The sequence below is a fragment of the Paenibacillus sp. FSL P4-0176 genome (genome assembly GCF_037975265.1).
Classification (GTDB): domain Bacteria; phylum Bacillota; class Bacilli; order Paenibacillales; family Paenibacillaceae; genus Paenibacillus; species Paenibacillus amylolyticus.
In genome coordinates, this window is the sequence record NZ_CP150242.1 from 1,529,025 (window position 1) to 1,554,280 (window position 25,256).

Annotated in this window: 25 protein-coding genes and 2 other annotated features; of the genes, 19 read left to right on the plus strand and 6 right to left on the minus strand. The window is 46.4% G+C overall.

What is annotated here, in order from left to right:
- Positions 1-285 precede the first annotated feature (285 nt).
- The gene (locus MKY95_RS06820) at positions 286-1,197 is read left to right on the plus strand and encodes a YitT family protein (RefSeq protein ID WP_036668942.1); all 912 of its coding nucleotides are present in this window, start codon (positions 286-288) and stop codon (positions 1,195-1,197) included.
- 55 nt (positions 1,198-1,252) lie between these two features.
- Here MKY95_RS06820 and ligD read toward each other — a convergent pair whose 3' ends face one another.
- The 5 genes from ligD to MKY95_RS06845 form a co-directional block, all read right to left on the minus strand.
- Entirely contained in the window at positions 1,253-2,143 is an 891-nt protein-coding gene (gene ligD / locus MKY95_RS06825) for a non-homologous end-joining DNA ligase (protein ID WP_076251456.1), read from the minus strand.
- A gap of 71 nt (positions 2,144-2,214) precedes the next feature.
- Positions 2,215-3,165, minus strand: coding sequence for an RNA ligase family protein (locus MKY95_RS06830; RefSeq protein WP_076319079.1), 951 nt, complete (start codon positions 3,163-3,165; stop codon positions 2,215-2,217).
- Between the two features lie 35 nt (positions 3,166-3,200).
- Positions 3,201-4,313 carry an endospore germination permease gene (locus MKY95_RS06835; protein ID WP_076319080.1) on the minus strand — a complete coding sequence of 371 codons (1,113 nt, stop codon included), beginning with the start codon at positions 4,311-4,313 and terminating at the stop codon, positions 3,201-3,203.
- 177 nt (positions 4,314-4,490) lie between these two features.
- Positions 4,491-5,360 (minus strand): VOC family protein, encoded by an 870-nt coding sequence (locus MKY95_RS06840; protein ID WP_076319081.1) that lies wholly within the window; start codon positions 5,358-5,360, stop codon positions 4,491-4,493.
- Positions 5,361-5,676: 316 nt separating this feature from the next.
- Positions 5,677-6,591 carry a Ku protein gene (locus MKY95_RS06845; protein ID WP_076251464.1) on the minus strand — a complete coding sequence of 305 codons (915 nt, stop codon included), beginning with the start codon at positions 6,589-6,591 and terminating at the stop codon, positions 5,677-5,679.
- A 256-nt stretch (positions 6,592-6,847) separates the two neighbouring features.
- Between MKY95_RS06845 and MKY95_RS06850 the strand changes: the two genes are divergently transcribed.
- From MKY95_RS06850 to MKY95_RS06880, 7 genes are all read left to right on the plus strand, one after another.
- Complete coding sequence (locus MKY95_RS06850; RefSeq protein ID WP_076209630.1) at positions 6,848-7,144, plus strand: hypothetical protein; 297 nt, start codon at positions 6,848-6,850, stop codon at positions 7,142-7,144.
- Positions 7,145-7,148: 4 nt separating this feature from the next.
- On the plus strand, positions 7,149-7,325 hold the full coding sequence (locus MKY95_RS06855; protein ID WP_026081228.1) for an H-type small acid-soluble spore protein: 177 nt from the start codon (positions 7,149-7,151) through the stop codon (positions 7,323-7,325).
- 267 nt (positions 7,326-7,592) lie between these two features.
- Complete coding sequence (tsaE, locus tag MKY95_RS06860) at positions 7,593-8,075, plus strand: tRNA (adenosine(37)-N6)-threonylcarbamoyltransferase complex ATPase subunit type 1 TsaE (protein ID WP_339197677.1); 483 nt, start codon at positions 7,593-7,595, stop codon at positions 8,073-8,075.
- On the plus strand, positions 8,072-8,926 hold the full coding sequence (tsaB, locus tag MKY95_RS06865; protein ID WP_339197680.1) for a tRNA (adenosine(37)-N6)-threonylcarbamoyltransferase complex dimerization subunit type 1 TsaB: 855 nt from the start codon (positions 8,072-8,074) through the stop codon (positions 8,924-8,926). Before tsaE ends, tsaB begins: the two co-directional genes overlap by 4 nt.
- A 17-nt stretch (positions 8,927-8,943) precedes the next feature.
- A complete protein-coding gene (rimI, locus tag MKY95_RS06870) occupies positions 8,944-9,465 on the plus strand; it encodes a ribosomal protein S18-alanine N-acetyltransferase (RefSeq protein WP_036668955.1) in 522 nt (173 codons plus the stop codon).
- Positions 9,462-10,517 (plus strand): tRNA (adenosine(37)-N6)-threonylcarbamoyltransferase complex transferase subunit TsaD, encoded by a 1,056-nt coding sequence (gene tsaD / locus MKY95_RS06875; RefSeq protein ID WP_036611272.1) that lies wholly within the window; start codon positions 9,462-9,464, stop codon positions 10,515-10,517. Before rimI ends, tsaD begins: the two co-directional genes overlap by 4 nt.
- A 284-nt stretch (positions 10,518-10,801) precedes the next feature.
- Positions 10,802-11,160: a binding site (T-box leader), on the plus strand.
- Positions 11,161-11,226: 66 nt separating this feature from the next.
- Positions 11,227-11,565 (plus strand) — a binding site (T-box leader).
- Between the two features lie 334 nt (positions 11,566-11,899).
- Positions 11,900-13,459: a 2-isopropylmalate synthase gene (locus MKY95_RS06880; protein WP_076251471.1), complete on the plus strand. Its 1,560-nt coding sequence runs from the start codon at positions 11,900-11,902 to the stop codon at positions 13,457-13,459.
- Between the two features lie 652 nt (positions 13,460-14,111).
- Here the strand turns inward: MKY95_RS06880 and abc-f are convergent.
- Positions 14,112-16,070, minus strand: coding sequence for an ABC-F type ribosomal protection protein (abc-f, locus tag MKY95_RS06885; RefSeq protein WP_076251473.1), 1,959 nt, complete (start codon positions 16,068-16,070; stop codon positions 14,112-14,114).
- Between the two features lie 279 nt (positions 16,071-16,349).
- Here abc-f and MKY95_RS06890 point away from each other — a divergent pair, with 279 nt between their 5' ends.
- From MKY95_RS06890 to MKY95_RS06940, 11 genes are all read left to right on the plus strand, one after another.
- Positions 16,350-16,988 carry a 5-formyltetrahydrofolate cyclo-ligase gene (locus MKY95_RS06890; protein WP_076251475.1) on the plus strand — a complete coding sequence of 213 codons (639 nt, stop codon included), beginning with the start codon at positions 16,350-16,352 and terminating at the stop codon, positions 16,986-16,988.
- 15 nt (positions 16,989-17,003) lie between these two features.
- Positions 17,004-17,507: a cyclic pyranopterin monophosphate synthase MoaC gene (moaC, locus tag MKY95_RS06895; protein WP_223869015.1), complete on the plus strand. Its 504-nt coding sequence runs from the start codon at positions 17,004-17,006 to the stop codon at positions 17,505-17,507.
- Positions 17,508-17,544: 37 nt separating this feature from the next.
- Positions 17,545-18,030 carry a MogA/MoaB family molybdenum cofactor biosynthesis protein gene (locus MKY95_RS06900; protein ID WP_017690080.1) on the plus strand — a complete coding sequence of 162 codons (486 nt, stop codon included), beginning with the start codon at positions 17,545-17,547 and terminating at the stop codon, positions 18,028-18,030.
- Between the two features lie 208 nt (positions 18,031-18,238).
- On the plus strand, positions 18,239-18,487 hold the full coding sequence (gene tatA, locus MKY95_RS06905; RefSeq protein WP_036611264.1) for a twin-arginine translocase TatA/TatE family subunit: 249 nt from the start codon (positions 18,239-18,241) through the stop codon (positions 18,485-18,487).
- A gap of 78 nt (positions 18,488-18,565) precedes the next feature.
- The gene (tatC, locus tag MKY95_RS06910; RefSeq protein WP_017690078.1) at positions 18,566-19,348 is read left to right on the plus strand and encodes a twin-arginine translocase subunit TatC; all 783 of its coding nucleotides are present in this window, start codon (positions 18,566-18,568) and stop codon (positions 19,346-19,348) included.
- 399 nt (positions 19,349-19,747) lie between these two features.
- On the plus strand, positions 19,748-20,029 hold the full coding sequence (gene groES / locus MKY95_RS06915; protein WP_017690077.1) for a co-chaperone GroES: 282 nt from the start codon (positions 19,748-19,750) through the stop codon (positions 20,027-20,029).
- Positions 20,030-20,102: 73 nt separating this feature from the next.
- Entirely contained in the window at positions 20,103-21,737 is a 1,635-nt protein-coding gene (gene groL, locus MKY95_RS06920; RefSeq protein ID WP_017690076.1) for a chaperonin GroEL, read from the plus strand.
- Positions 21,738-22,047: 310 nt separating this feature from the next.
- The gene (locus tag MKY95_RS06925) at positions 22,048-22,767 is read left to right on the plus strand and encodes a hypothetical protein (RefSeq protein ID WP_076251477.1); all 720 of its coding nucleotides are present in this window, start codon (positions 22,048-22,050) and stop codon (positions 22,765-22,767) included.
- 153 nt (positions 22,768-22,920) lie between these two features.
- Positions 22,921-23,157 carry a hypothetical protein gene (locus MKY95_RS06930; protein WP_017690072.1) on the plus strand — a complete coding sequence of 79 codons (237 nt, stop codon included), beginning with the start codon at positions 22,921-22,923 and terminating at the stop codon, positions 23,155-23,157.
- A gap of 219 nt (positions 23,158-23,376) precedes the next feature.
- Positions 23,377-24,435, plus strand: a complete 1,059-nt coding sequence (locus MKY95_RS06935) for an NAD(P)/FAD-dependent oxidoreductase (protein ID WP_076251479.1) — start codon at positions 23,377-23,379, stop codon at positions 24,433-24,435.
- Between the two features lie 266 nt (positions 24,436-24,701).
- Positions 24,702-25,049: a hypothetical protein gene (locus MKY95_RS06940; RefSeq protein WP_076251481.1), complete on the plus strand. Its 348-nt coding sequence runs from the start codon at positions 24,702-24,704 to the stop codon at positions 25,047-25,049.
- The last annotated feature ends 207 nt before the right edge of the window (positions 25,050-25,256 follow it).

The following is a 25,256-nucleotide window of genomic DNA, read 5'->3' on the forward strand; positions in this document are numbered from 1 at the left end:
AGTATTTTGCGCAAATTTGATCTTTTATGATATAATAGATATATAAATCATGTCTTGGCGAAGGAGGGGAGTCTGCGGGAAAACAGGCTCCCTTTTGCTCTCTTTTGAAAGTGCAAACCGGGATGAATAACATTTTGAATCCATTTTATATCGCCTTTAGATGCTTGCGCTGTATAGCCAGGGTACATATAGAACGCAGTTTGCTGTTCTCCATATGTAGATTCACCCTGAGTATTTAAATGATTTATAAAATGGATTCACACACTGATTTAACGGGGGGATACCATGTCCAATGTAACGGTGAAAGAACTAACAGCCAAGCAAGCTGACCGCGGGGTCAAAAGCTCGGTGTTTACATTAAAGCTGCTGCAACGTATTGTGATGATTCTGATCGGTGCTGCACTAATGGCTGTATCGCTTGAAGTGTTTCTCGTACCGAATGGTGTTATTGATGGTGGGATTACGGGGATTTCAATTATGGTGTCAGAACTTACACATCTGCCACTCGGAGTGTTCCTGACCTTGCTTAACTTGCCTTTCCTGATTCTGGGTTACAAGCAGATTGGTAAAACATTTGCGTTATCCACGCTGCTGGGGATCGTGGTCATGTCCATCGGGACATCATTATTGCACCATGTGCCTGCATTAACACCAGGGGAGCCTTTGCTCGGAGCTGTATTTGGCGGATTGATCCTGGGTGTGGGTGTTGGACTTGTCATTCGGTCTGGCGGTTCACTGGATGGTACGGAGATTGTGGCGATCTTGCTTAGTGAGAAGTCACCTTTGTCTGTAGGACAGATCGTATTGTTCATTAACGTGTTTATTTTCGCAGGTGCAGGATTTGTATTCGGCTGGCCGAATGCCCTGTATTCCATGATTGCATATTATATTGCGATGAAGATGATTGATATTGTGAATGAAGGACTTGACCAGTCCAAATCGGTATGGATCATTAGTGAGAAATATCGTGATATCGGTTCAGCCCTGACAGACCGTCTTGGTCGTGGTGTAACTTTCCTGGATGGAGAGGGCGGATTCAGCGGGGACGAGAAAAAGATCATTTTTGTCGTGATTACCCGTTTAGAAGAAGCGAAGCTGAAGACCATCGTTGAAGATTGGGACCCGCAAGCCTTTGTGGCTATCGGTAACATTCATGACGTGAAGGGCGGACGTTTCAAGAAAAAAGGTATCCATTAGCGATTGATATATACATGAATGATAATAGCCGACACCCTTGTGATGAGGGAGTCGGCTATTTTTTCTTCAAATGTTTGAGAATGAGCTCTACCGGTTGGGGTTCAACAGCTGCGATTAAATCACCGGTTTGGTTCAAGCGTTCAATAATGTTCATCAGATGGTAATCCTGGATGGAGACGTTGCTTCTAACCTCATCCCAAGTAAGGGGTGTAGAGACAGTGGCGCCGGATTTGGCACGTGGTGTATAGGGAGCGGCAAGGGTCTTGCCTCCATAATGCTGGAGATAGTCAAAATAAATGCGGTCTCCACGGTCCTTTTTGAGTCGTTCCAGTGTGAACAGATCCGGGTGCTTCTGAGTGACATATTTGCCTACAAAATAACCAACCTCTCTCAATTCATCAAAGGTTACTCCCTGCACAATGGGAACGATGATTTGAACTCCTGTTGCGCCCGAAGTTTTGGGAATGGACCTCAGACCAAGGGAAGTCAGGGTTTCGCCAACGATGAGTGCAGCTTGCATGATCCGGGGTTCATGTTCCTGAGAGGGGTCCAGATCAATCATCCATTCACTGGGCAGATGGCTTCCCACAGTATGCAGAGAAGGATGAAATTCAAGTGCAGCCAGATTACCAAGCCATAACAATTCGGGAAGTCCATTCATGACCACATAGCGGATGCCGTCGTGAACTTCGGTGCGCACATAATCTGGTACAGGCTCAGGGGCATTCTTTTGATAGAAAAATGTTCCTCCAGCCCCGTGGGGATACCTTATCGTGGTGAGAAGTCGATTGCTCGTATACGTGAGCAGATAAGGAGCCAGAGCGGCCAGCTTTTGCAGATAGATGGCTTTGGTAACACCCGCTTCCGGCCATAAGAGCTTGTCCGGGTTGGTGACCGTCAGCTCTGTGCCTTCTATTATGATGGTTCCCTGGATCTTGGGGGCCATATGGAATACCTCCTATATGCTTAATGAATTATTGAAACATGGGCCGAAACACGAGTGCAGCGAACTCTTCATCATGGAAGAAGCTGGTTCGCCAGGCAATCCTCGCGGGTTACATCCGCGAAGGTTTGAATACTGGGATGGCGTAGAGTGTTATGATGAGTCAGCTCCATATATTGCACTTTGACTCCTATTCGCGGTTCCACCCAGGTGGTCTCTGCACTGCGCTCGGGTACATTATGGAACGGTCTGTCCTGCCTGATCAGAGGCTCGACTTGATGTGTGAGTTCCCGCCACGTATTGGAGTTCAATTTGCCAGTCCCGACATGACCAATATAGACAAAATCAGGCCCATCATATACACCGACCGCGACGGCATTCACAATACCGCTCCGGTACGTGACTCCCCCGATCATGGCATATACGTCATGCATGATTTTGACCTTCTGCCAGCGCTGGTCCTTGCCCTGTATGCCATAACTGCTGGTGAGATCTTTGCAGACAATGCCTTCCATCTGATGTTGTCTCATGACCGTAAGCAGGGAAGCGGCATCAAGTGTATTGGTGACCTCCTGAACATGGGGAGCGGTGTTAAGGACCTCGTGCAACAGGCGCTGTCGATCTGACAAAGGCTGATCCGTCACCCATTTCCCCTCATAGAACAGAATATCAAATACCATATATGTGACCGGAATCTGATGTATGGCTTGGGCGATACCTTCGGGTCTGCTCATCCGATCCCGCCGCAGAACATGATAAAACGAAGGTTTTCCGGTGTCTGGGTCCAGCGCAATAACTTCTCCATCCAAGATATAGGAGGAGCCTGAGCATAGATTGCGTGGTGTTACCAGCTCGGGATACTGTGCGGTTCGATCATGTAATCTGCGATTCACCAGACGCAGCTCCTGCCCGTCCTCATAGGCAAGCATACGGACTCCATCCCACTTGATCTGGGCAATCCATTGCGGCCCTGTGGGCAAAGTATCTCTGGATATGGGTTCGAACGGAATCAGCGGTTTGAACATGGGGAACTCCTCTCTCGTACACCAATTAGCTCAGGTTAATTCGGAATTTTACTATATTTTTTGAAGCGGGACTTCATATGATGCACCAGAATGAGCAGTAACGGAAGTGCTATACCACAGGTCAGATCCCAATCAATCCAATAGGGAATAACGACCTTGAGATAAAAGTTCTCGTTTGGAGAGATTAGAATAGACATGGCGAGAATAAGCATGGCACCCGGCAGGATCAGCGAACGGTTACTGGACAAGCGAAACAGGTGAGCGACGCCCAGGACAAAACCGTAAAAGAACAGAGCGGCTTTGAAGAAAACAGCGATAATCCAGACCGATGCTATGAAAGCTTCGATGCGTTGCATAAAGTTTCCGATATTGATCTTCTGTGAAAGGTTGAATGAAGCGAACCAGTGATGCTGGGTCATCCATGGTCCCATAACGAGCAGACACATACTTAGCGTCAGTGTGAGTAACAATCCGCCAATCATCCCTGCTAACAGAATGTCCTTCTCCAGATGGGGCTCATTTTTAGTGTAGGGAAAAAGCATCATGAAGATGCATAGCTCACAGTAGGGATAGGTGAGTACAGCAACAAAACCTTTGAATGGATCAAGAAACCCTTGTGCCAGCACAGGTTGGATGTTGGCCAAACGTACATGGGGGATTAGACACACCGTCAGAATAAGCAGAAACAACACGATCAGAGGAAGAAAGACCTCAGCAGTTTTACCAATGCTCTCCAGACCCGACAGAAGCCCCCAGACAAGCGCACACATAAAAACCAAATGCAGAATCAGTAATGGAGATTCCGGCAAGATCTGGGTAGACATAAAATCGCCAATCTCCCTAATGAACGTTGAGGTACTGATCAGGAAATAAAAGAGATAAAAAGAACCAAACAAGGTCCCGATCCAGGGTCCCAGTGTTCGAAGAGCATTTTGAATCAGATTCAACCGGGGATGCAGTTTGTAGGCAACTAGCATAATGAAGAGTATTCCCAAGCCCCCTGCGACTCCCAATAAGGCTGATAACCAGGCATCCTGATGAGCGTAGGATGTGATCATGGAAGGGAAGACCAGAATCTGCTCCCCAATGGTGCACAGGAACATGAGTGAAGCGAGCTGTCTAACAGTCAAACGTCCCTTTTCGATCATGAGGTATCTCCTTAACATATCTTGTCTATGTATTGGTTAGAATGCACCAATTGTGCCAGTTTTATAAAAGCCAACTCAAAAAGCCCGGGTAACTGATCTCTCTGTGATGTAGAGAAATCAGTTACCCGGGCTTAATAAAATGAGGTTAAGCAAGCATATTGTAACGCCTAAACAAAATCAGTTCGCAGTTGTCTGACGTATACGAATATTTTGTGGGTCTACCGTAAACCAGGTACCCTCCACTTGGGTAACGACTGCACCGGATTGACGCAATTGTTCAAGTGCCTGATCCAATTGTTCCTGTGTGGCGTACACAATGGTGAAGTAGTCAATTCCTGTAGCGTTATCTGGATTAACAGGTGCGTTCACTCCCGCCCAGATATTAAGTCCCAGATGATGATGATAGCCACCTGCGGATACAAAGAGTGCTGACATGTTGGCGAAGTTACCCACGATATCAAAACCGAGTATGCCGGTGTAATAGTTGCGTGCTTCTTCCAGGCTTCGGACGTGGAAATGTACATGACCAATAACGGTGCCAGCAGGCAGGCCCTGCCAAGGTTCATTCTCCGAGATGGCAAACAGGCTTTCCACATCAACAGGATCACTTGCCATCACGTAGTTATTGTCGCTATCCCGTTTCCAGGTATCACGTGCACGGTCGGCATAGATCTCAATCCCGTTCTGATCGGGATCGGAGATATAGAAGGCTTCGCTGACCAAGTGATCGCCTTGGCCGATATCGATACCGGATGCAGCCAGATTACGAAGAGCAAGACCCAGGGACTTGCGGTCAGGCAGCAGGATGGCGAAATGATACAAGCCAGCGTGTGAGCGTTCCGGCAGGGTAATTCCATCCGTGAGCTCTTCCAATCGCAGCAGGGACTGTTTTCCGTCGGCTGTCAACGTGGCCACTTTGCCACTACGCTCCAGTAATTTTAATCCAACCACTTCGGTATAGAACTTAATTGAACGGTCTAGGTTCATAATTCGCAGACTCACTTCACCCAGATGGGTTGTGGCAGGGATTTGATATGTTGTATTCATGATTGTTTCCTCCTGATCATAGATAATATGGGTTCTCGTTTGATTGTGTATATGCGTTGAAAACGGATTATTTAATTGCATACTGTTAAAGCAGAATTACAGCGTGACTGTATATTCATAAATAAGTTACTTTTCATAAGTTAATATAAAATATAAATCAGCTTTCGTCAATTGTATTTTGCAATTATAACTGGAGTTTTAGTGGAATGAATTGTTCCAATAGTTCTGTAAAACAAAAAAATCCGACTGTAAAGCCGGACTTGAGTTGAACGCATTACACACGCATATAACGGAATCGGTCTTGCCTTAGCGACATTCAAACTTTTGGTTTGGTTGTCGCCTTTTTTCTTTTGGCTGGTGCAGCAGGTGTATCGGATTCTCCTCCGGCAACCGCTTGAGCAGGCGTTTTTCGCGGTGCACGTTTCTTAGGCTTGGCCGTTGTTGTCCCAGGGTCAGCCGGAATAGGCTTCACGGCCTCGATACTTGCCTGCAAGGCAGCCATTAAATCCATCACATTGGCTTCAGGTTTGGCTGGAGCAATCTTGATTTCTTCACCTGCCACTTTGTGCTGGATAAGATCCAGCAGTTTGCTGCGATAGTCATCGGTGTATTTACCGGGTTCAAAAGGTGTGGACAATTGATCAATCAGCAACTTTGCCATCGTGAGTTCCTTTTCATTCACGTTCTGCACTTCCGGCAAGTTGGGCACCTGGGAGACAGGACGAATCTCGTCCGGATAGAAAATCGTCTCCATGGAGAGGCAATCTTCCAGCACGCGTATGGCAGCCAGGCTGCTCTTCGAGCGAATGGAGATTTTGGCGATGCCAATTTTGCCGGTATCCCGCATTGCGTTCATCAACAGCTGGTAAGCATTTCCACCAGCCTGATCGGGCGATAGGTAATATGTTTTCTGGAAATAGATCGGATCAATCTCAGTCAAGTCGACAAAATCCAGTATGGTAATGGTTTTGCTGGTGGAATCATTTAACGCTTCCAATTCATCTTTCTCGAAGAGTACAAACTTTCCTTTTTCATATTCATAACCTTTGGTGATCTCTTCCCACTTCACGTCCACTTCACAGGATGGACATTGACGAACATAAGCGAGCGGGCTGCCGCAGACTTTATGGATATAGCGCATGGAGATGTCTTTGTCTTCGGTAGCCGAGAACATTTTGACAGGGACATGCACAAGGCCAAAACTGATTGCGCCTTTCCAGACGGTATGCATAGGTCGGCTCCTTTCAAAAGGTTGTTCAAAAATTTCCGCTTTTGATTACGAATCACCGGACTTTTTGAACACGGATTTATATTTAATAGTATGGGCATCTGGCGCGAGGGATAATCGTCTTGTAGACGAACGAATTCGTATGGTTCGGCGAGACTCGGGGATGATAACAGAAACATGCTTCGGATTCCAACAGGAAGATGAGCATGGGATAAGTAAAGTAGTTATTCTCGCAGCACATATGCCGGGAGGTGCAATATTGAAGAACAGACGTGATGAGGAAGAAGCTCACAAGCATGCATTTTCTCCGTATCCTCTTGCCAAAGCCGAAAGTGCTGAAGAATTCTATACACCTGCTACAGCTGTAAACTGGGAAGCGGTCACTTCAGAAGAATTGCCCCTTGATCGGGAGTCGTTCATGCTCGACATTGACCGGATGGTGAATGAAGGGTTAGGCGGGGGACAGGTTACGGAAGATAACGGTTATATTGGTGAAAGTACAACAGATAGCATGGTTCGAGAATCACATGATGATCCGGAAGGGGAGTATGAATAAGATGATGGATGCAAAGCGCGCCAAAGCGATCTATGATTCGAAGGATACCATTGCCGTTACGCTGGAGGGAGATCCAGTCTGGATCGAGAATGTGGATGAAGCCAATGGTATGGCAACCGTTCAGGTTGGCAGCAGACCGGGAAATACCCAGACGGTTCGTGTGGATCGTTTGGAGGAGTAGATACAAGTAGCATTTAGTTATTGAGGCATTTTAGAATGAATAAAAGCTGAAATATATGTATAACACGGCCGGTACCGAGAGGTGCCGGTTTTTTGGTTTTTCCTAATAGGTGTCTGAAACTTCGAAGGAAGCGAGTTTTGAGACATGTCTAATAATGCATGTTATATTTCCGCTTGCCTCCTTGGATGTTGCGGGGGAAGAAAGGGACCGATATAATAAGGTTCAAAGTGAACTCAGGCGGCTGGACCGCCAAAGGTGGGGCGAATATTGAATCAGACGCACGAGCAGTGGGTGTATCAATCCCATGGCATTGCAGATACAGAAGCACTCGCTTCCGCACTCGCCAGTCAGGCAAACGCCGGCATGGTGATTGCTTTGGATGGTGATCTGGGCGCGGGAAAAACGGCATTTTCACAGAAATTTGCCTGGCATTTGGGTGTACGTGATGTGGTAAGCAGTCCCACATTCACGCTAATTAAGGAGTACGAAGGGCGTTTGCCTTTATATCACATGGATGTATATCGCATATCGCTGGAAGAAGCGGATGAGCTTGGACTTGATGAATATTTCTATGGAGCCGGAGTCAGTCTGGTGGAGTGGTCGAGTATCATTCCCGAATTGCTACCGCAAGAGCACTTGCATGTGCAGATTGAAACAACGGGCCTGGATGATCGAACGATTACACTGGATGGGTACGGCGAGACTTATGCAGCTATGTGCCGACAGTTCAGACAGAATGGGGTCAAATGATGATGGAAGATTTACAAAAAGAGCCGCGTCAGCGGTTTTTGGCGTTGGATACATCGACCGCAGTGATGGCAGCTGCGATGATGGAAGATCATGCGCTTCTGGAAGAACGCAATGAACGGGCTGAGCGTAACCATTCGGTACACGTCGTACCGGTGATGGAGCAGCTGCTGGCCGCCAGCAACACACAGCCTGGGCAACTTGACGGCCTTGCCGTTGGCGTTGGCCCAGGCTCGTACACGGGCATCCGCATTGCGGTGACCGCGGCGAAGACACTGGCCTGGGCGTGGGACATCCCCGTAGCCGGGGTGTCCAGCCTTCAGGCCATCGCCTGGGGCGGCTGGCACAGCGGCCTTGCCGCCAAGGCGGAAGCTGCGGCAGAAGATGCCGCAGCAGGGGCTGGCGGAACGCCATCCGCGGACCAGGGCAGCACAGGTGCTGCCCCTGTCCACTGGATCGTTCCGCTTGTGGATGCACGGCGCGGTCAAGCGTGCACCGCGCTGTTTGCCTCCGCTGGGAGCGATGCGCCCCGGCGTCTGGCGCCTGATGCCATCCGTAAGATGGACGGATGGCTGGAAGCCCTCGCCGCCCGCATGGCGGAGGCGGCGCCGGAAGAGCGGCCCGTAGCCGTCTGGATCGTCGGCGAGACGGGCCCTCATGCTGCGGCAGCGGCGGAGCTTCGCTGCCCCGCAGGAACAGAGCTCCAGCTCGTACCTTATGAGCTGGAAGGCCGCTGGGTTGGGCGCCTTGGCGCCGCCGCGCTGCTTGCAGGTCAGCGTGATGACGTGCATGCGTTGGTGCCGAACTACACCCAGCTGTCTGAAGCGGAAGCCAATCTGCTGCGCAAAGGCTGAAGGGGGAGGGGAAGCAGATGGACAATGTGGCGAATAATAAGCAGGAAGCAACGCTTCAGTTCAGGTTCATGACACTCGCGGATATTCCCGATGTGATGGAGATTGAACATGAGGCCTTTACCCTGCCCTGGACGGAAGAAGCATTTCAAAATGAATTGACACACAATCATTTTGCTAAATATATGGTGATGGAATTAGAAGGAAAAGCCATCGGCTATGCAGGTATGTGGACAATCATGGATGAAGCCCATATTACCAATATTGCAGTCAGAGGCGCGTACCGTGGACGCAAGCTTGGCGAAAAGTTACTGGATGAATTAATGAGCACAGCGGCTTATCTCGGGATGGAACGAATGACGTTGGAGGTCAGAGTCTCGAACAGCATTGCTCAGCGTTTATATCAGAAAAAAGGGTTTGAATCGGCGGGTCTTCGTAAAGGGTATTACTCCGATAATGGGGAAGATGCGATGATTATGTGGGCGAACTTGCCGTCTGCAGGCCGGAGCGGCGAAGAGGAAGGAAGCGTACTGGATTCATGAACGAACTCAATGAAAAAATAAATTCTGCACCATCCTATATTTTGGCGGTGGAGACAAGCTGTGATGAAACATCGGTAGCAGTAGTCAAAGATGGACGGGAAGTGCTGTCCAATCTGATCTCAAGTCAGATCGAGACGCATAAGGCATTTGGTGGTGTTGTACCTGAAGTGGCTTCACGGAAACACGTTGAAGTCATTACGTTGATGCTGGAACAAGCGATCGAACAGTCCGGCATTCGTCCGCGTGATCTAAGTGCAATTGCCGTAACACAGGGGCCTGGGCTGGTCGGTGCACTCTTGGTAGGAATCGTTGCGGCCAAAACGATGGCGATGGCACTGGGCAAACCGCTCATTGGTACACATCATATTGCCGGGCATATCTATGCCAACCGACTTACTCATGAACTGCAATATCCAGCGATGGCACTGGTCGTATCTGGTGGACATACAGAACTTGTGCATATGGAATCCGAGGGCAAATTCAAACTAATTGGTCGTACACGTGATGATGCTGTAGGTGAGGCGTATGACAAAGTAGCACGTGCACTGGGTTGTCCTTATCCGGGTGGCCCGCATGTGGACCGGATGGCATCTGAAGCGGAGGATGTAGTGCCATTACCACGGGTATGGCTGGAAGCAGGTTCGTACGATTTCAGTCTCAGTGGTCTGAAGTCTGCTGTACTGAATGTGCTCAACCAGGCCAAAATGCGCGGAGAAACCTTGGAGCCGTCTGCGGTTGCACGTGGTTTCCAGGAAGCTGTTGTTGAAGTACTGGTGGAGAAAGCCGTTAGAGCAGTTCGTGAATATGGTTCACGTCAACTGTTATTATGTGGTGGTGTTGCAGCTAACCGTGGGTTACGCTCGGCATTACAGGAGCGATGCACGAAGGAAGGGCTTGAACTGTTAATCCCGCCAATGGAATATTGTACGGATAATGCGGCCATGATAGGAGCAGCTGCGTATCTTAAATGGCAGCGGGGAGAAATTGCTGAATTTGATGCGAAGGCAGATCCGGGACTTTCTCTGGAGGAATGGTCCGTTCAGTCCTTATAGAGGTTGTTCAAAAAGCCCGCTTTTGATTACGAATGATGCCTAGCGGCATCATCAGCATCGAAGATGGGATTCAGCCGAAATGTCCGTTGCTCACGTAGTTTTGACTACGCTCCGCTACTCCATTTCTAGCTTCATCCCATCTTCTCGGTACTGAAAACCGATCTTTTTGAACACGCACTTATAGTTTATATAAACAGGCAGTTTGAGATTAAGAGTTGACAACAGGGATGTAAAGAATGTATATTTAGTTACAAATTTAAACAGGAATTCAGATTCCTGAACTGATAAACGCGATGAACAGGAATAGTAAGGTCATTCCCGGTCTTAGAGAGCTGCGGTATGGTGCAACGCAGTCGAAGGAAACCTGAAACTCACCTGGAAGCGGAACGATGGAACACGGTGACTCCCTGGGAGAATCCGAAGGCCGATCAATGGCCCAAAGTACATGGTTACGGGTTGCCTCCGTGAATGGGCCGTTGTCGGTAGGACGTTATTACAAGGATCAACTGACGATAACTGAGGGGGCTTTCAGGCTGCTTTAAGTGATCCGGATATGCGAAAGCATTTAGGGGTTGTCTTGAATGAACAGGAAGGAAGTCAACAAGAGTGGTACCGCGAAGGTGAACAGCCTGTCGTCTCTTGCATTATTGCATGAGGTGGCAGGTTTTTTTGATTTTCAAAATAAGGCTGAATGAAGTTAGGTCATATTATAAATGTGATGAACGGGAGCAGTAGAATGATAAAGCGCTCAGAGAGCTGCGGGGTGGTGCGACGCAGTGGCTGGAATCCTTCGAATCTCGCCCGGGAACGGAGCTGTGGAAGCGTGGGGACGATATCAATCGCCCAGTTGTCCTGATGGACAACAACATGTGTTACACAGCAACGGTTAACCCCCGTTATAGGGTGTTTCTCCGAATGCGAGTAGTGTCGTGCGTGCACGCACATCCAGCGGATTTCGGAGACGACGAGGTGGATGGAGTCCGGCGCAAGCCTGGCCCATCAAGCGAGAGTGGTACCGCGGAGGGGATAATAACCCGCCGTCTCTTATATGAGATGGCGGGTTATTTGTGTTTGCTGCCGGCAGCAGGGTGGGCATGGGAAGAACCATATGGGGATTGAAAAGTCAGAGGATCAGGGTGTAAGTCGACGTACACTCTGTCATGAGGGTAAGCGGATATACAACGAACGAGTAACGAACATTGAACAACAAGTATAGGCACGAAACATTAAACAGGTATTACTGATCACCAAGGACTAAGCTACAAACAACATACGCGTTTACAAACAAAACATATAACAACAGGGACGGCGATTAGCGGGTGTTCTGTGGCACGTGGATCGTAACGAAAATATTTATAAAAATTTGATGGAGGTTGATGGATATGACAACAACTAATAACAAACGCATGATTGAGATTTTTGATACAACGCTGCGCGATGGAGAACAGGCACCCGGAGCAAGTCTGCAACCCGAGCAAAAGATTGAACTGGCACACCAACTGGCTTCTCTGGGTATCGACGTCATTGAGCCTGGATTCCCGATCTCCAGTCCAGGTGAGTTCGCGGCGGTTCAGGCGATTTCGAGACAGTTGCAGAACGTGGAAATCTGCGGATTCGCGCGTGCGGTCAAAGGTGATATCGATGCAGCTGTTCAAGCAACAGCGGATGCAGCACGGCGCCGAATTCACCTGTTTATCTCTTCTTCGGATATTCATATTGAGCATCAACTACGCCGTCCGCGCAGTGAAGTGGTGGCTACCGCTCGTGAGATGGTATCTTATGCACGCCAGTTCACGGACATCGTAGAGTTCACAGCGATGGACGCTGCCCGTACCAAGATGGACGATCTGATTGAAATGGTTGAAGTCGCCATTGAAGCTGGAGCGACCATTATTAATCTGCCGGATACGGTCGGATATGCCCTGCCACATGAGTATGGCGAGATGTTCCGCCGGGTGCGTGAGGGTGCAAGAGGTGGCGATCAGGTTCGTTATAGTGCTCACTGTCACAATGATCTGGGCCTGGCCGTAGCCAATAGCTTGGCTGCGATTGCCAATGGTGCTTCTCAGATTGAAGTGACCATTAATGGTATCGGAGAACGGACAGGGAACTGTGCACTGGAAGAGCTGATTATGGCGCTGGAGACTCGGGGAGACGCAATTGGTGCAACGACGAACATTAAGCTGAATCAGCTGTATGAGACTTCACGTCAGATTAGCCGTGCGATGCACTTCCCGATTGCGTACAACAAACCAGTGGTGGGACGTAATGCATTCCAGCATGAATCCGGCATCCATCAGGATGGTCTGCTGAAGAATCGGAGCACCTATGAGATTATGGACCCGGAAGCGCTGGGTATCCCACGCAGCATGATTATTTTGGGGAAACACTCCGGTCGTCACGCCCTGAAGGATCGGGTTCGCAAATACGGTTTTGAGCCGGATGAGCAACAGATGGAGCAATTGTATGAGGTGTTCAAAGAAACCGCAGACCAGCAAAAAGTGGTCAGTGACGACCAGTTATTACAGATGGTTAGCCAGACCATGAATATTCCTGCACAGGACTATGAACTGGTTGAATTGCAGGTGACGGCGGGCAGTATGACGGATCGAATGGCCGCCGTTCGCATTCGCACAAGCGCTGGAGAACAATCTTACTCCGCTGTTGGCGGTGGACCCGTGGATGCAACCATCCGTGCGATTGGTCAGAGCATTTCCGATGATATTGCATTTGTAGATATGGAGATGCATGCCTTGAGTGGTGGAGAGGGTGCAAGTGCAGAAGCTGTAATTACCGTGGAGCGTGCAGGACGTGAGTTCCGGGGAACAGCAACACATAATGATATCGTCATGGCTGCCGGTTTGGCGTATGTAGCGGCTTGTAATGCTGCTGGGCTGAAGGCCGAGTCTTCCGAACATCATGAACAAGAAGCACATGCGTAAAACATCTTTTGCCAGATCGCATCTACAGCGGCAATAGTAGCAATTGCAATTCGATGTAAATATGCATGGCATATAGTAAATAAATGACGGGCAGGCCTTGAACGACAAAGGTCTGCTTTTGTCTTATTATGGAGGTGCATTGAGGAGTGGAAGGATGCATTTGTCAAGGTGTGACTATAGTTATCCACATATCCAGTGTAATTTGTGGGTAACTATCCCAAAGCCAAACCAGCATAGTTTTCGAAACGAAAAGGGTTTAGGGGATAGAATGACTCCTTACTATCCACAAAGTTGTGGATAAAGTGGATAACTTGGTGGATAAATATGGTTTTTGTGTGAAAAAGGCTATTCTACCGCTGTATAATTAAGCTTATTAATGTGCTTGCTATCTTGCTTTCTTGTGGATAAGTGTGAGGGACAGGGGGATGAAAATATTTCTCTCCATTCGAGTAAATTTGACAAAAGTCAAAACAGCTCCCCTAACCTCCGTATGTTAGAGTTCAATCTCAAGGAACATAAAGAAGATAAGGTGCATAGCTTCTATACGCATCCTCAACAAACAAAAAGCTGATCCCAATAAGGAATCAGCCGGTGGTATAACTATACTTGCATGGAGCCGATCAAGCCATGTTCTGAGTCTGTACTATTCGTACTATTCCATAGCTAGTTCTTCCCAGTCCTCGTATGCCTTGGTGAGTTCTGCTTTGTGTTCCTCCGATTGTTGCTGGAGTTCTTGCAGCTTCATATAATCCTGATAGATTTCAGGCAGAGCCATCTGTGCCTCAAGTTCGGTAATCTTTGTTTCCAACTCTGCAATCTGTTGTTCCAGAGCTTCCTGCTTGCGTTGTCGGTTGCGCTCTTCACGCTTCGCCTGTTTTTCCGCTTCGAATGAAGCCGCTCCGGATTTTTCGGTTGTGGCTGTGTTCAAATCGGATCTGGACGAGTTCTTGGACGAAGCCTGACGTGCCTCAGCAGCTTCACGTGCGATGTCCTCAAGCTCCTGTTTTTTCTCCACATAATCATCGTAATTACCGAGATATTGCTCTGTGCCGCCTGGATGAAGTTCAACAATGCGTTCAGCCATTTTGTTGAGGAAGTACCGGTCATGGGAGATGAACAGCAGGGTGCCTTCATAATCCATTAATGCCGCTTCCAGCACTTCTTTGGCAAACAGGTCGAGATGGTTCGTAGGCTCATCCAGAATGAGCATGTTGGCTTCCTTCAGCATCAGCTTGGAGAGAGACACACGTGCCTTCTCACCGCCGCTGAGGGAGGAGATTTTCTTGAGCACATCGTCACCGCTGAACAAAAAGTTCCCCAGTACGGTCCGAATGCGTGCTTCTTCCATCCCGGGATAGGCACTCCACAGTTCTTCCAGAACCGTGTTGGACGGATTGAGTCCAGTCTGTTCCTGATCATAATAGCCAATCTGCACTTTTGTTCCCCATTGGATCTCCCCGCTTACCGGACGTAAACTTCCCGTAAGACACTTCAGCATGGTGGATTTACCAATACCGTTTGGTCCAATCAGAGCAACCGTTTCCCCGCGTCGCAGATCGAAGGATACGTTGCGGAACAATGGAGAAGCCTCGTCATAAGCGACAGACAGCTGATCCACTCGAAGCACTTCCTTGCCTGACATAACGGCGGTTTCGAAGGAAAAATGGGCTTTTTTCAAATCTCCCATCGGTTTATCAAGCCGCTCCATTTTGTCGAGGGCTTTGCGCCGGCTTTGCGCCCGTTTGGTCGTCGAAGCACGTACAATGTTTTTCTGAACAAAATCTTCCATCTTGGAGATTTCGCCTTGCTGTTTCTCATATTGCTTCATCTGAGTTTCATATTCGGCAGCTTTGAGCTCCATATAACGGCTGTAATTGCCCGTATATTTTTTGGAGCGGTGACGTTCGATCTCAACGATGGTTGTTACAAGTCGATCAAGGAAGTACCGGTCATGGGATACCACGAGCAGTGCGCCTGAATAACCTCTCAGATAATCTTCCAACCAAGTAAGGGTGGCGATATCGAGATAGTTGGTAGGCTCGTCCAGCATGAGCAGATCAGGTGCCTGAAGCAAAATACGAGCAAGCGCAAGGCGTGTCTTCTGCCCGCCGCTTAGAGTAGCAATGGGAGTGTCTGGCGAAAATTCGCCGAATCCCATCCCGTGCAGTACGCTGCGAATGCGGGTTTCCATCTCATAACCGCCATGGTCCTTGAACCAGTCGGAGCGTTTCGCATAACGTTCCAGCAGGTCAGCATACTTTTTCTCGTCTTCCATCTGGGCAGGGTCGGCAATATCACGTTCCATCTGACGCAAATCAGCTTCAGCCTGTGTCAGGTGAGCGAAGACGTTCATCATTTCTTCCCAGATGTTACGGTCGGATTGCAGCCCGCTGTTCTGAGCGAGGTAACCGAGCGTCGTTTCTTTGGACTTGAAAATCTGTCCTCCGTCATAGGACATTTCACCGGCTACAATTTTGAGCAAAGTGGATTTCCCGGCACCGTTTACACCAACGAGGCCGATGCGCTCGCGTTCTAATATTTGTAAGTTCACGCCGTCCAGGATTGGATCGACACCAAAACGTTTGATAATTCCGGATACTTGCAGCAGCATAAAATTAAGTTCCTCCATAGGTCCAGTTCTTGATATGACAACTATATCCCAGTTTACATGAAATACAGAGCAATTGCACCGATTGGGAACGCATGGGGCATGTAGTCTTTTTGATCAATCAATGATAAACTGAAAGAAGGCATGTTATTACATGAGGATTTTGCAGAAAATGAATCATTTTAACCATTTCAACAAGATGACAACTGGTCATAACATATAAATTGTTTTTAATGAGAGCTTTTTTCTACCTTCCCTATCAACAGGAGGTTATTCAAGGATATGCAGGATCATGCGGAACTGAAAAGTCAGCTTCGATCCAGACTAAGACAGAGTCGTGATCTGATGGATGCAAGCATGCATCAGCAGGCGATGACTAAGATTAATGCTGGAGTGAAGCGGGAGCTGGAGCGCCTTAGACAGGCCAAGAGCAAGGTTGTGAACAAACCACTCGTCATATTCAGTTATCTGTCCTATGGAAGCGAAGCGTCCACAGCTTTTCTGTTTCAAGAGGGCTGGAATCATGGAGATGTGATGTTTGCACCAAAAGTGTTGGCGAATCCACCTCGAATGGAGCTACGGCGAGTGACCGGAGAACAAGATCTGGAGCCAGGCATATGGGGGATACCCGAACCTAAGGATTCCTGTGAAGTCCTGACGCCTGATGATTGGCCGGATATCGATCTCGTATTGGTACCGGGGCTTGGTTATGATCTCCACGGCGGGCGTATTGGTTATGGTGGCGGTTATTATGATCGTTTTGCCGAGATGCTTGCAGCAACATGTGTGATGACGGGCAAGAAACCGTTGATGGCTGCGATGGTATTGCCGGGTCAGTTACAAGAGGAGATCCCGATGGACCTGCTCGATCTGCGGATTGATCTGTTGATAACAACCGAAGGTATATTACATATCGAATAAAGGGTTGTGATGTGATTGAGTTCAGAAGTGAACAACGGCCAGGCTTCGGGTGGCAAACTGACCCATTTTAATGAACAGGGGCGGGCCCGGATGGTTGATATTTCAGGTAAGGAAATTACCGTACGTACGGCTGTGGCCGTAACCAAAGTGACGATGAATCCAGATACACTGGAAGCGATTCGGGAGGGCCGAATCGGCAAAGGTGATGTTCTGGCTGTGGCTCAGATTGCCGGGATTCAAGGCGCGAAGAAAACGTCGGACTGGATTCCGATGTGCCATCCACTGGCACTGACGGGTGTGGATATTCGTTTTCATGATAACGGAGTGGATGAATTACACATCGAAGTTACTGTCAAAACCGAAGGCAAAACGGGTGTTGAGATGGAGGCGCTCACGGCTGCCTCAGCTGCAGCACTGACGGTCTATGACATGTGCAAGGCCATGCAAAAAGATATGATTATCGGTCCAACCATGCTGAATTCCAAGAGTGGTGGCAAAAACGGTGATTACAGCCGATAGGCAATATTTATTTTCATAGAGGAGAAGGGTGATCTTTATGGTGTGGAGAACAGCAATCCTGACAGCCAGTGACAAAGGAGCCCGCGGGGAACGTGAGGATACGAGTGCACAAGTCATTCGGGAGCTGGTGGAAGAAGAGCTGGGTGGTCAAATCGTGGAGTACCGTATCGTTCCGGATGAACCCGATGAGATTATTGCGGCTTTGATTGAGATGACGGATTATTTTCACGCCGATCTGGTGCTGACTACCGGTGGCACGGAGCTGGCCATTCGTGATATTACTCCGGAAGCGACCCGGCGCGTAATTGAGCGGGAAGTTCCCGGGATGGCAGAGGCCATGCGGTACAGTGTAATGAGCAAAAACCGTTCTGCAATGCTGTTCCGCGGGGTATGTGGCATTCGTGGACGCACGCTGATTGTGAATCTGCCAGGTACACCAAAGGGTGTGCATGAACATCTGGCTGCCATTATGGATCAGCTTCCGGAAGCGCTGCTGATGGTTACGGGTCAGTTCAAGCAATAATTGAGCACGGACTTTGGGGCAAGATATCCGATTAGCCATGACCGTTGTTAGACTGTTCTAGTGACATCTCTTATTTGTGAATTTTGCGGGTTATGTAAGTGGTTACATCTATGGTATGATGGGCTTAAATTAAGAACGCAGCAGAGACATCTATGAACATCTGGCCGAGTATGCGCATCTTCGAAGCTTGAGACGAGGAGGAATATCAATGTTAAGTTCCATTGGACCTACGGGTTTTATTTTGCTGGCCGTGATTGCATTGTTGTTGTTTGGACCCAACAAACTTCCGGAACTGGGACGTGCAGTTGGGCGTACCTTCCGTGAATTCAAAGAGGGCGCTCGCGAGATTATCTCTGAGGATGACTCGTCCAATCGCAAAGAGCAGGAGAAGGCGAAACCGCTGGCGGCTGAGAGCACACCTGCAGACAAGCCTGCTGATAAACGCCTGCCGGAATAATCTTGACGGCAATGAAAGAGAAATCCCTTCCTGCCGGAAGGGTTTTGTATTTTAAGCTGGCAATAATGGGGGGCAGGCATGACGCAGCAAATGGAAGAAATGTCGATTACGGAACATCTGAGTGAGCTGCGCAAGCGGCTGATCTATGTACTAAGCATTTTTGTGCTGGGACTGATTGCAGGATTTTTTGTGGCGGACCCGGTATACCAATATTTGACCAAGGCAGAGTCGGCAAAAGGTTTTGTATTACATGCCTTCTCGTTCTGGGACGGGATTGGCATCTATATGAAGATTGCAGGGTTGTTCTCACTTATTATTACACTGCCGTTTACGGTGTATCAGATCTGGAAGTTTGTTAGTCCAGGGCTAAAGCCGCGCGAGCGAAAAGCAACGCTGAAGTATGTGCCCTATGTGTTTCTTTTATTTCTGACAGGTATGGCTTTCTCGTATTATGTTATTTTTCCCATGGCACTCGCCTTCACAACAGCGATTACGGAGAAGATGGGGCTTGTGGAGACCTACGGGATGAAACAGTATTTCAGCTTCCTGTTTGGCATTGTGTTGCCTGTGTCCCTGTTATTTGAACTTCCTTTACTTATTATGTTTCTGACAGGACTGCGGATTCTGAATCCAATTCGTCTTCGCAAGATGCGCAGAGTCTCTTATTTTGTTCTGATCTTCATTGCAGTGGTCATTACACCTCCAGACTTTATTTCCGACCTTCTGGTGATGATTCCCTTGCTCTTGTTATATGAGATCAGTGTGTTATTATCCGCAATCGTATATCGCAAGCAGCTTGCAGCCGATGAAGAGATCGAATCCCGCTACGTTCGTGCCGAGGATAAGAAACATGCGGGCTGAATGAGGATAAGCTGTAATGTGCCCGGAAAAGACGGTATGTTCTTATCCGGGCTATTTCTGTAGACTGCCGACAACACGACAGGACAAGCAGGCATATTATGTCCAACAATGGATACAATGGGGAAGGGACTGTCTGTTAACGTTGCAGAAGGGTTAAACAATTTCGTAGAATAAGATTAGTGAATTGCAACATAGAACCAGGCACAGCGGGTGTAATTTGGCTATGTTTGTGTAAATTCAACGTAAATTCTCGCAGGAATTCGTCAAAAGGACTTGAAATCATGCTTCAAGTTGAGTATCATAAAGTTGGTTGTTAGCACTGAACACTGTCGAGTGCTAATACATATGGCTACAACCTACAATGTAACGTTATATAATTTCAAAAGGAGGCTATTTTTCATGATCAGACCTTTAGGTGAACGCGTATTGGTAGAACCACTGGAGCAAGAACAAACAACTTCTTTCGGGATCGTACTCCCGGACTCCGCCAAAGAAAAACCGCAAGAGGGTAGAATCATTGCAGTTGGTGCTGGAGTATTGAAAGACGGCGTACGTGTAGCTCTGGAAGTGAAAGAAGGAGATCGCGTTATTTTCTCCAAATATGCCGGTACAGAAATCAAATTCGAAGGTAAAGAATATTTGATTATGAAAGAAAGCGATATTCACGCGATTCTCGACTAATTCAAATTTAATCGGATAACCGAACCATATAGCACTATCATTTTCCAACAAAAACTAGGGAGGTTTTCTTAACATGGCTAAAGACATTAAATTCAGTGAAGACGCTCGTCGCTCCATGCTTCGTGGTGTGGACGCATTGGCTAATGCAGTAAAAGTAACACTCGGTCCTAAAGGCCGCAACGTGGTTCTGGAGAAAAAATTCGGAAGCCCGCTCATCACTAACGATGGTGTAACCATTGCTAAAGAAATCGAACTGGAAGATGCATTCGAGAACATGGGTGCACAACTGGTTAAAGAAGTAGCAACAAAAACCAACGATGTTGCCGGTGACGGTACTACAACAGCAACTGTATTGGCGCAAGCGCTGATCACAGAAGGTCTGAAAAACGTAACTGCAGGCGCTAGCCCAATCGGTATCCGTAAAGGGATCGACAAAGCGGTTAAAGCTGCGGTTGCTGAATTGCAATCCATCTCCAAACCAATTGATTCCAAACAATCCATCGCACAAGTTGCAGCAATCTCTGCAGCTGACGAAGAAGTAGGCGAACTGATCGCTGAAGCTATGGAAAAAGTGGGTAAAGATGGCGTTATCACTGTAGAAGAATCCAAAGGATTCGCTACAGAGCTTGAAGTGGTTGAAGGTATGCAATTCGACCGTGGATACATCTCTCCTTACATGATCACTGATACGGACAAAATGGAAGCTGTTTTGGACAATCCGTACATCTTGATCACAGACAAAAAAATCTCCAGCACGCAAGACATCTTGCCATTGCTTGAGAAAATCGTTCAACAAGGCAAACCGCTGGTATTGATCGCTGAAGATATCGAAGGCGAAGCACTGGCTATGCTGGTTGTGAACAAATTGCGTGGTACATTCAATGCTGTAGCTGTTAAAGCTCCGGGATTCGGTGACCGTCGTAAAGCCATGCTGCAAGACATCGCTGCCCTCACTGGTGGCCAATTGATCACGGAAGAACTGGGTCTGGACCTGAAATCCGCTGTTGTGGAACAACTGGGTACAGCTCGTCAAATCCGCGTAACTAAAGAAAACACAATCATCGTTGACGGTGCTGGTAACAAATCCGATATCGATGCACGTGTTAGCCAAATCCGTACACAATTGGAAGAAACAACTTCCGAGTTCGACAAAGAGAAACTGCAAGAGCGTCTGGCTAAATTGTCCGGCGGTGTAGCAGTAATCAAAGTTGGTGCGGCTACTGAAACAGAATTGAAAGAACGCAAACTTCGCATCGAAGATGCCCTGAACGCAACTCGCGCTGCGGTTGAAGAAGGTATCGTATCCGGTGGTGGTACAGCGCTCATGAACGTATATAGCGCGGTTGCGGCTGTAGCTCTGTCCGGTGACGAGCAAACAGGCGTAAACATCGTCCTGCGTGCTCTGGAAGCACCAATCCGTACAATCGCAGCTAACGCTGGCGAAGAAGGTTCCGTAATCGTGGAACGTCTGAAAAAAGAACAAACTGGCGTAGGCTTCAACGCTGCAACTGGCGAGTGGGTTAACATGATCGAAGCTGGTATCGTTGACCCTGCGAAAGTAACTCGTTATGCATTGCAAAACGCTGCTTCCGTAGCAGCAATGTTCTTGACTACTGAAGCAGTTATCGCTGACAAACCAGAACCAGCAGGTGCTGGTGGCGGAATGCCTGATATGGGCGGTATGGGTGGAATGGGCGGCATGATGTAATAAAGGTGTAAAAACCTTTATTACATCATGTGCCTGGCAGAGTGAATTCTCGTTACGATGTGACAAGAATTTGTGAAGCAGTCACTGTTACAAATTATAAAGAATATAAAGAATATAAAGAATATAACCACCATGTCTTAATGAACTCATTAAGGCATGGTGGTTTATTGTAATAATGCAATAATATTCTTATAGAATGATATAGTTTTACATAAGTGTCTCAATAACCTGAAAATCTTTTTTAGTGCTTTACTTTTAAGTTTGTCCTATATAAGGAATACAAAATATGCTAAATTGACGTGGAGATTATATGATTATCAAAAATTTAATAAGCTATTACGAAGAGAATGTTTCAGATTATGGATTGGTTTACAAGTACATACCGTATCTTCGTCGTTTGATTTCTTTAATTGGGCTTGCTTATGTGATTACAGCAGTTTTAATGATTATTGGTCTAATTCACAAAATGATAAGTAGTAATATCCATTATTGGTTATTTATACCTTTTATAGTTGTTTTTGTGGCTATTATATGTGTAACAAAATTCCAAGAATCTAAAATTACCAAAATTTTAAATAATAATTATCAAATATTTCTCGATCCAATGGAAGGCTGGAAAAATCAAGAATACAAAGAGAAGCAACATGGACTCTTAGTGGGCTACTTGAAACGAAATAAATTATATGAAAAACAAAAAATTGAATACCTTATAGATCGGATCAATGAACTTAGTTTAAGAAAATATCCACCACTACTAGCACCTAGTATAGTAGTAGCATTCATTTTGCCGCTCTGGAACCATTTAATTCCTATAATATATAAGTATATTTTTTTAGGATCAACTTTATGGAAAGTGGTTTTTATGCTTTTATTAGTATTATCAGTCTTTATATCTATATTTTTCACAGGGATAATTAATCTTTTGTTACATAAGTTTAAAGATACAGTGTGGTCCAAAATATTTAGGAACGAAAATACAAAGAGGAAGGAGATCAATGAGATTCTACATGATATTTATTTAAGTTTATAAAATACTGGAGATCATTTATTAAAATTTTTGAATATTTAAATTAGATATAGTGCTTTGAATAGGAAGCTCTAAGACTAAAACTTTGCTTCGATGATTTCGTATGTACTGTGATACATAGAGAGCTTATCAGTAACGACTTGAGGAGGAAATGATTTGAGAAAGGGTACAAAGTGGACATTATGGATTCTGGGCTTGATGCTCGCTGCAATTTTTATCAACTTCTTTATGAATCTATATAGCTTTGCTTATGCACTGATTACTGTGCTTATACTTGCCTTTATGGGGTGGGGATTCTTAGCAAAGTTAAAGAATGACGTTCGGCAGCATGAAGATTACCATAGAAGAGAGCATCAGTCTGCGAACGATGACATCGATAGATACACCAGGTAGAATTCAACCAACCTATCGTACTTAGCACGTAGCATACATGAGAAGTTATAAGAAACTTGCACTGAAATGATTAAAAGGCTCCCGTGAGGGAGTCTTTTTAATGGCTGATCTTGTAAAAGGAAGTAGTGATGTTTTCTTCTATTGCTAAACAAATAGTTGTTAAGTAAAATAAACACATGAACAAGTGCTCATATATTAATTCATAAAACGATATTGGGGATGATACATATGTACGATGTATTGGTTATCGGTGCTGGGCAAGCAGGCTTGGCAACAGGTTACTATCTTCAGCAGTCAGGGTTAACCTTTTTAATCGTTGACGCTGCCTCACTTGTCGGGGAATCTTGGCGTAAACGGTACGATTCCTTACATCTTTTTACCCCACGAATGTATGATGGGTTACCGGGAATGCCTCTTAGTGGAAATGAAAATAGCCTGCCAAGCAAAGATGAAATTGCAGATTATTTTGAAAACTATGCTAAACAAATGGAGCTTCCAATAAAGTTAAACTGTGAAATCTCCCGTCTCTCGAAGCAAGATGAGGTGTACTATGCTGAAACCAATGATGGAACGATTGAAGCGCGCAATATTATCGTTGCCACGGGGCCTTTCCAGACCAAAAATGTTCCTCATTTTGCGAAAGCATTATCCGAGCATGTGATTCAGCTTCACTCATCAGAATATAAAAATATCTCTCAATTGCTTCCTGGAACAACAGTAGTTGTAGGCGGAGGGAATTCAGGTGCCCAAATCGCCGTAGAGTTGACATCAGATGAACAACAAACCGTATACATATCCATAGCTCGAAATATTACCTTTAGGCCTTTGCATATTAATAAACGAAGTATATTCTGGTATTTTGAAAAGCTCGGAATATTACGTGCAAGTGCAGATCGTATGGTTGGAAAATGGTTGAGAAATCAGCCTGAGTACGTATATGGCTATGAGTTAAAAGAATTGATGACCCAGGGAAAAGTTAACCTGCGCCCACGTGCCATTAATGCAATAGATGACCGCATCCTATATGAGGATGGTAGTGAGACACGAATAGACAATATTATCTGGGCGACTGGGTTTAAGCGAAACGATAGTTGGATCGATATCAATACTGCTATTGATGCCCAAGGTGTAATTATACACAAGAGAGGCGTATCACCGGTTGCTGGACTGTACTTTTTAGGGCTACCTTGGCAAACATCTCGGGGTTCAGCACTGTTGGGATGGGTTAAATACGATGCTCAGAAAATCGTTAATCATATCAAAGGTAAGACACATTAAACTATATAAATTGAACTAATCATTTACACGATAACGGAGAGGACAGAAAAAACCTGAAAAAGCAAAGCGTTCGCCTTTATCCACGGATTTTCCCCTTCGGAAAAGGAATCAAAAAAATATGGGGATAACAGCGATTGGAAGGTTATTCTGTCATCGTAGTGTCTGTGTAAATAACTTTAGTTCAACTTATATAGATTAGATATCAGGGATGATTAGCAAATATCATAACTCACATTTTTGGGTATATTCCTAAAAGGAGGGATTTTATGAAATTATTTAAATTGCCATTGATTCTTTGTACTATATTACTTTTAGCTATTTTGTCAGCTTGTGATGCCGATGATAGGTTACACGGAAAGAGCGATAACTGGGATGTTTCTCTACAGAGATCAACAGGGAGCTATAGTATTACTTATATAGGTGATGAAAAGCGTATAAAGGATTTTGTGTTTGACCTTACCGGCAATAATATAGAACAACAGGGGAAAGCGCTTGAAGAACAAGGGGTACCATTCAGTATGTCGGGAACGGCTACTGAGACGGAGAAAACGAAAGATCCAATTACCTTTAAAATGAGTTGGAACAATCAAAGCGAGATTGTAACTTTTGAGTAACTCTCGCATGCGGGAGGTGTTCATCATTGGACTTATGGCAACTATTAATCACCTGGATAGGCATTGTTTGTTGGATTGTCACTTACAAAGATAAGATCAGTAAATGGATACTGTACCCAGTATCACTTTTTTGTATAGTGATCACTTTAATTTTTTGACTTACTAATCAATAAAATAGGAAAATGTTAGATCAGAGACTGTGACTAC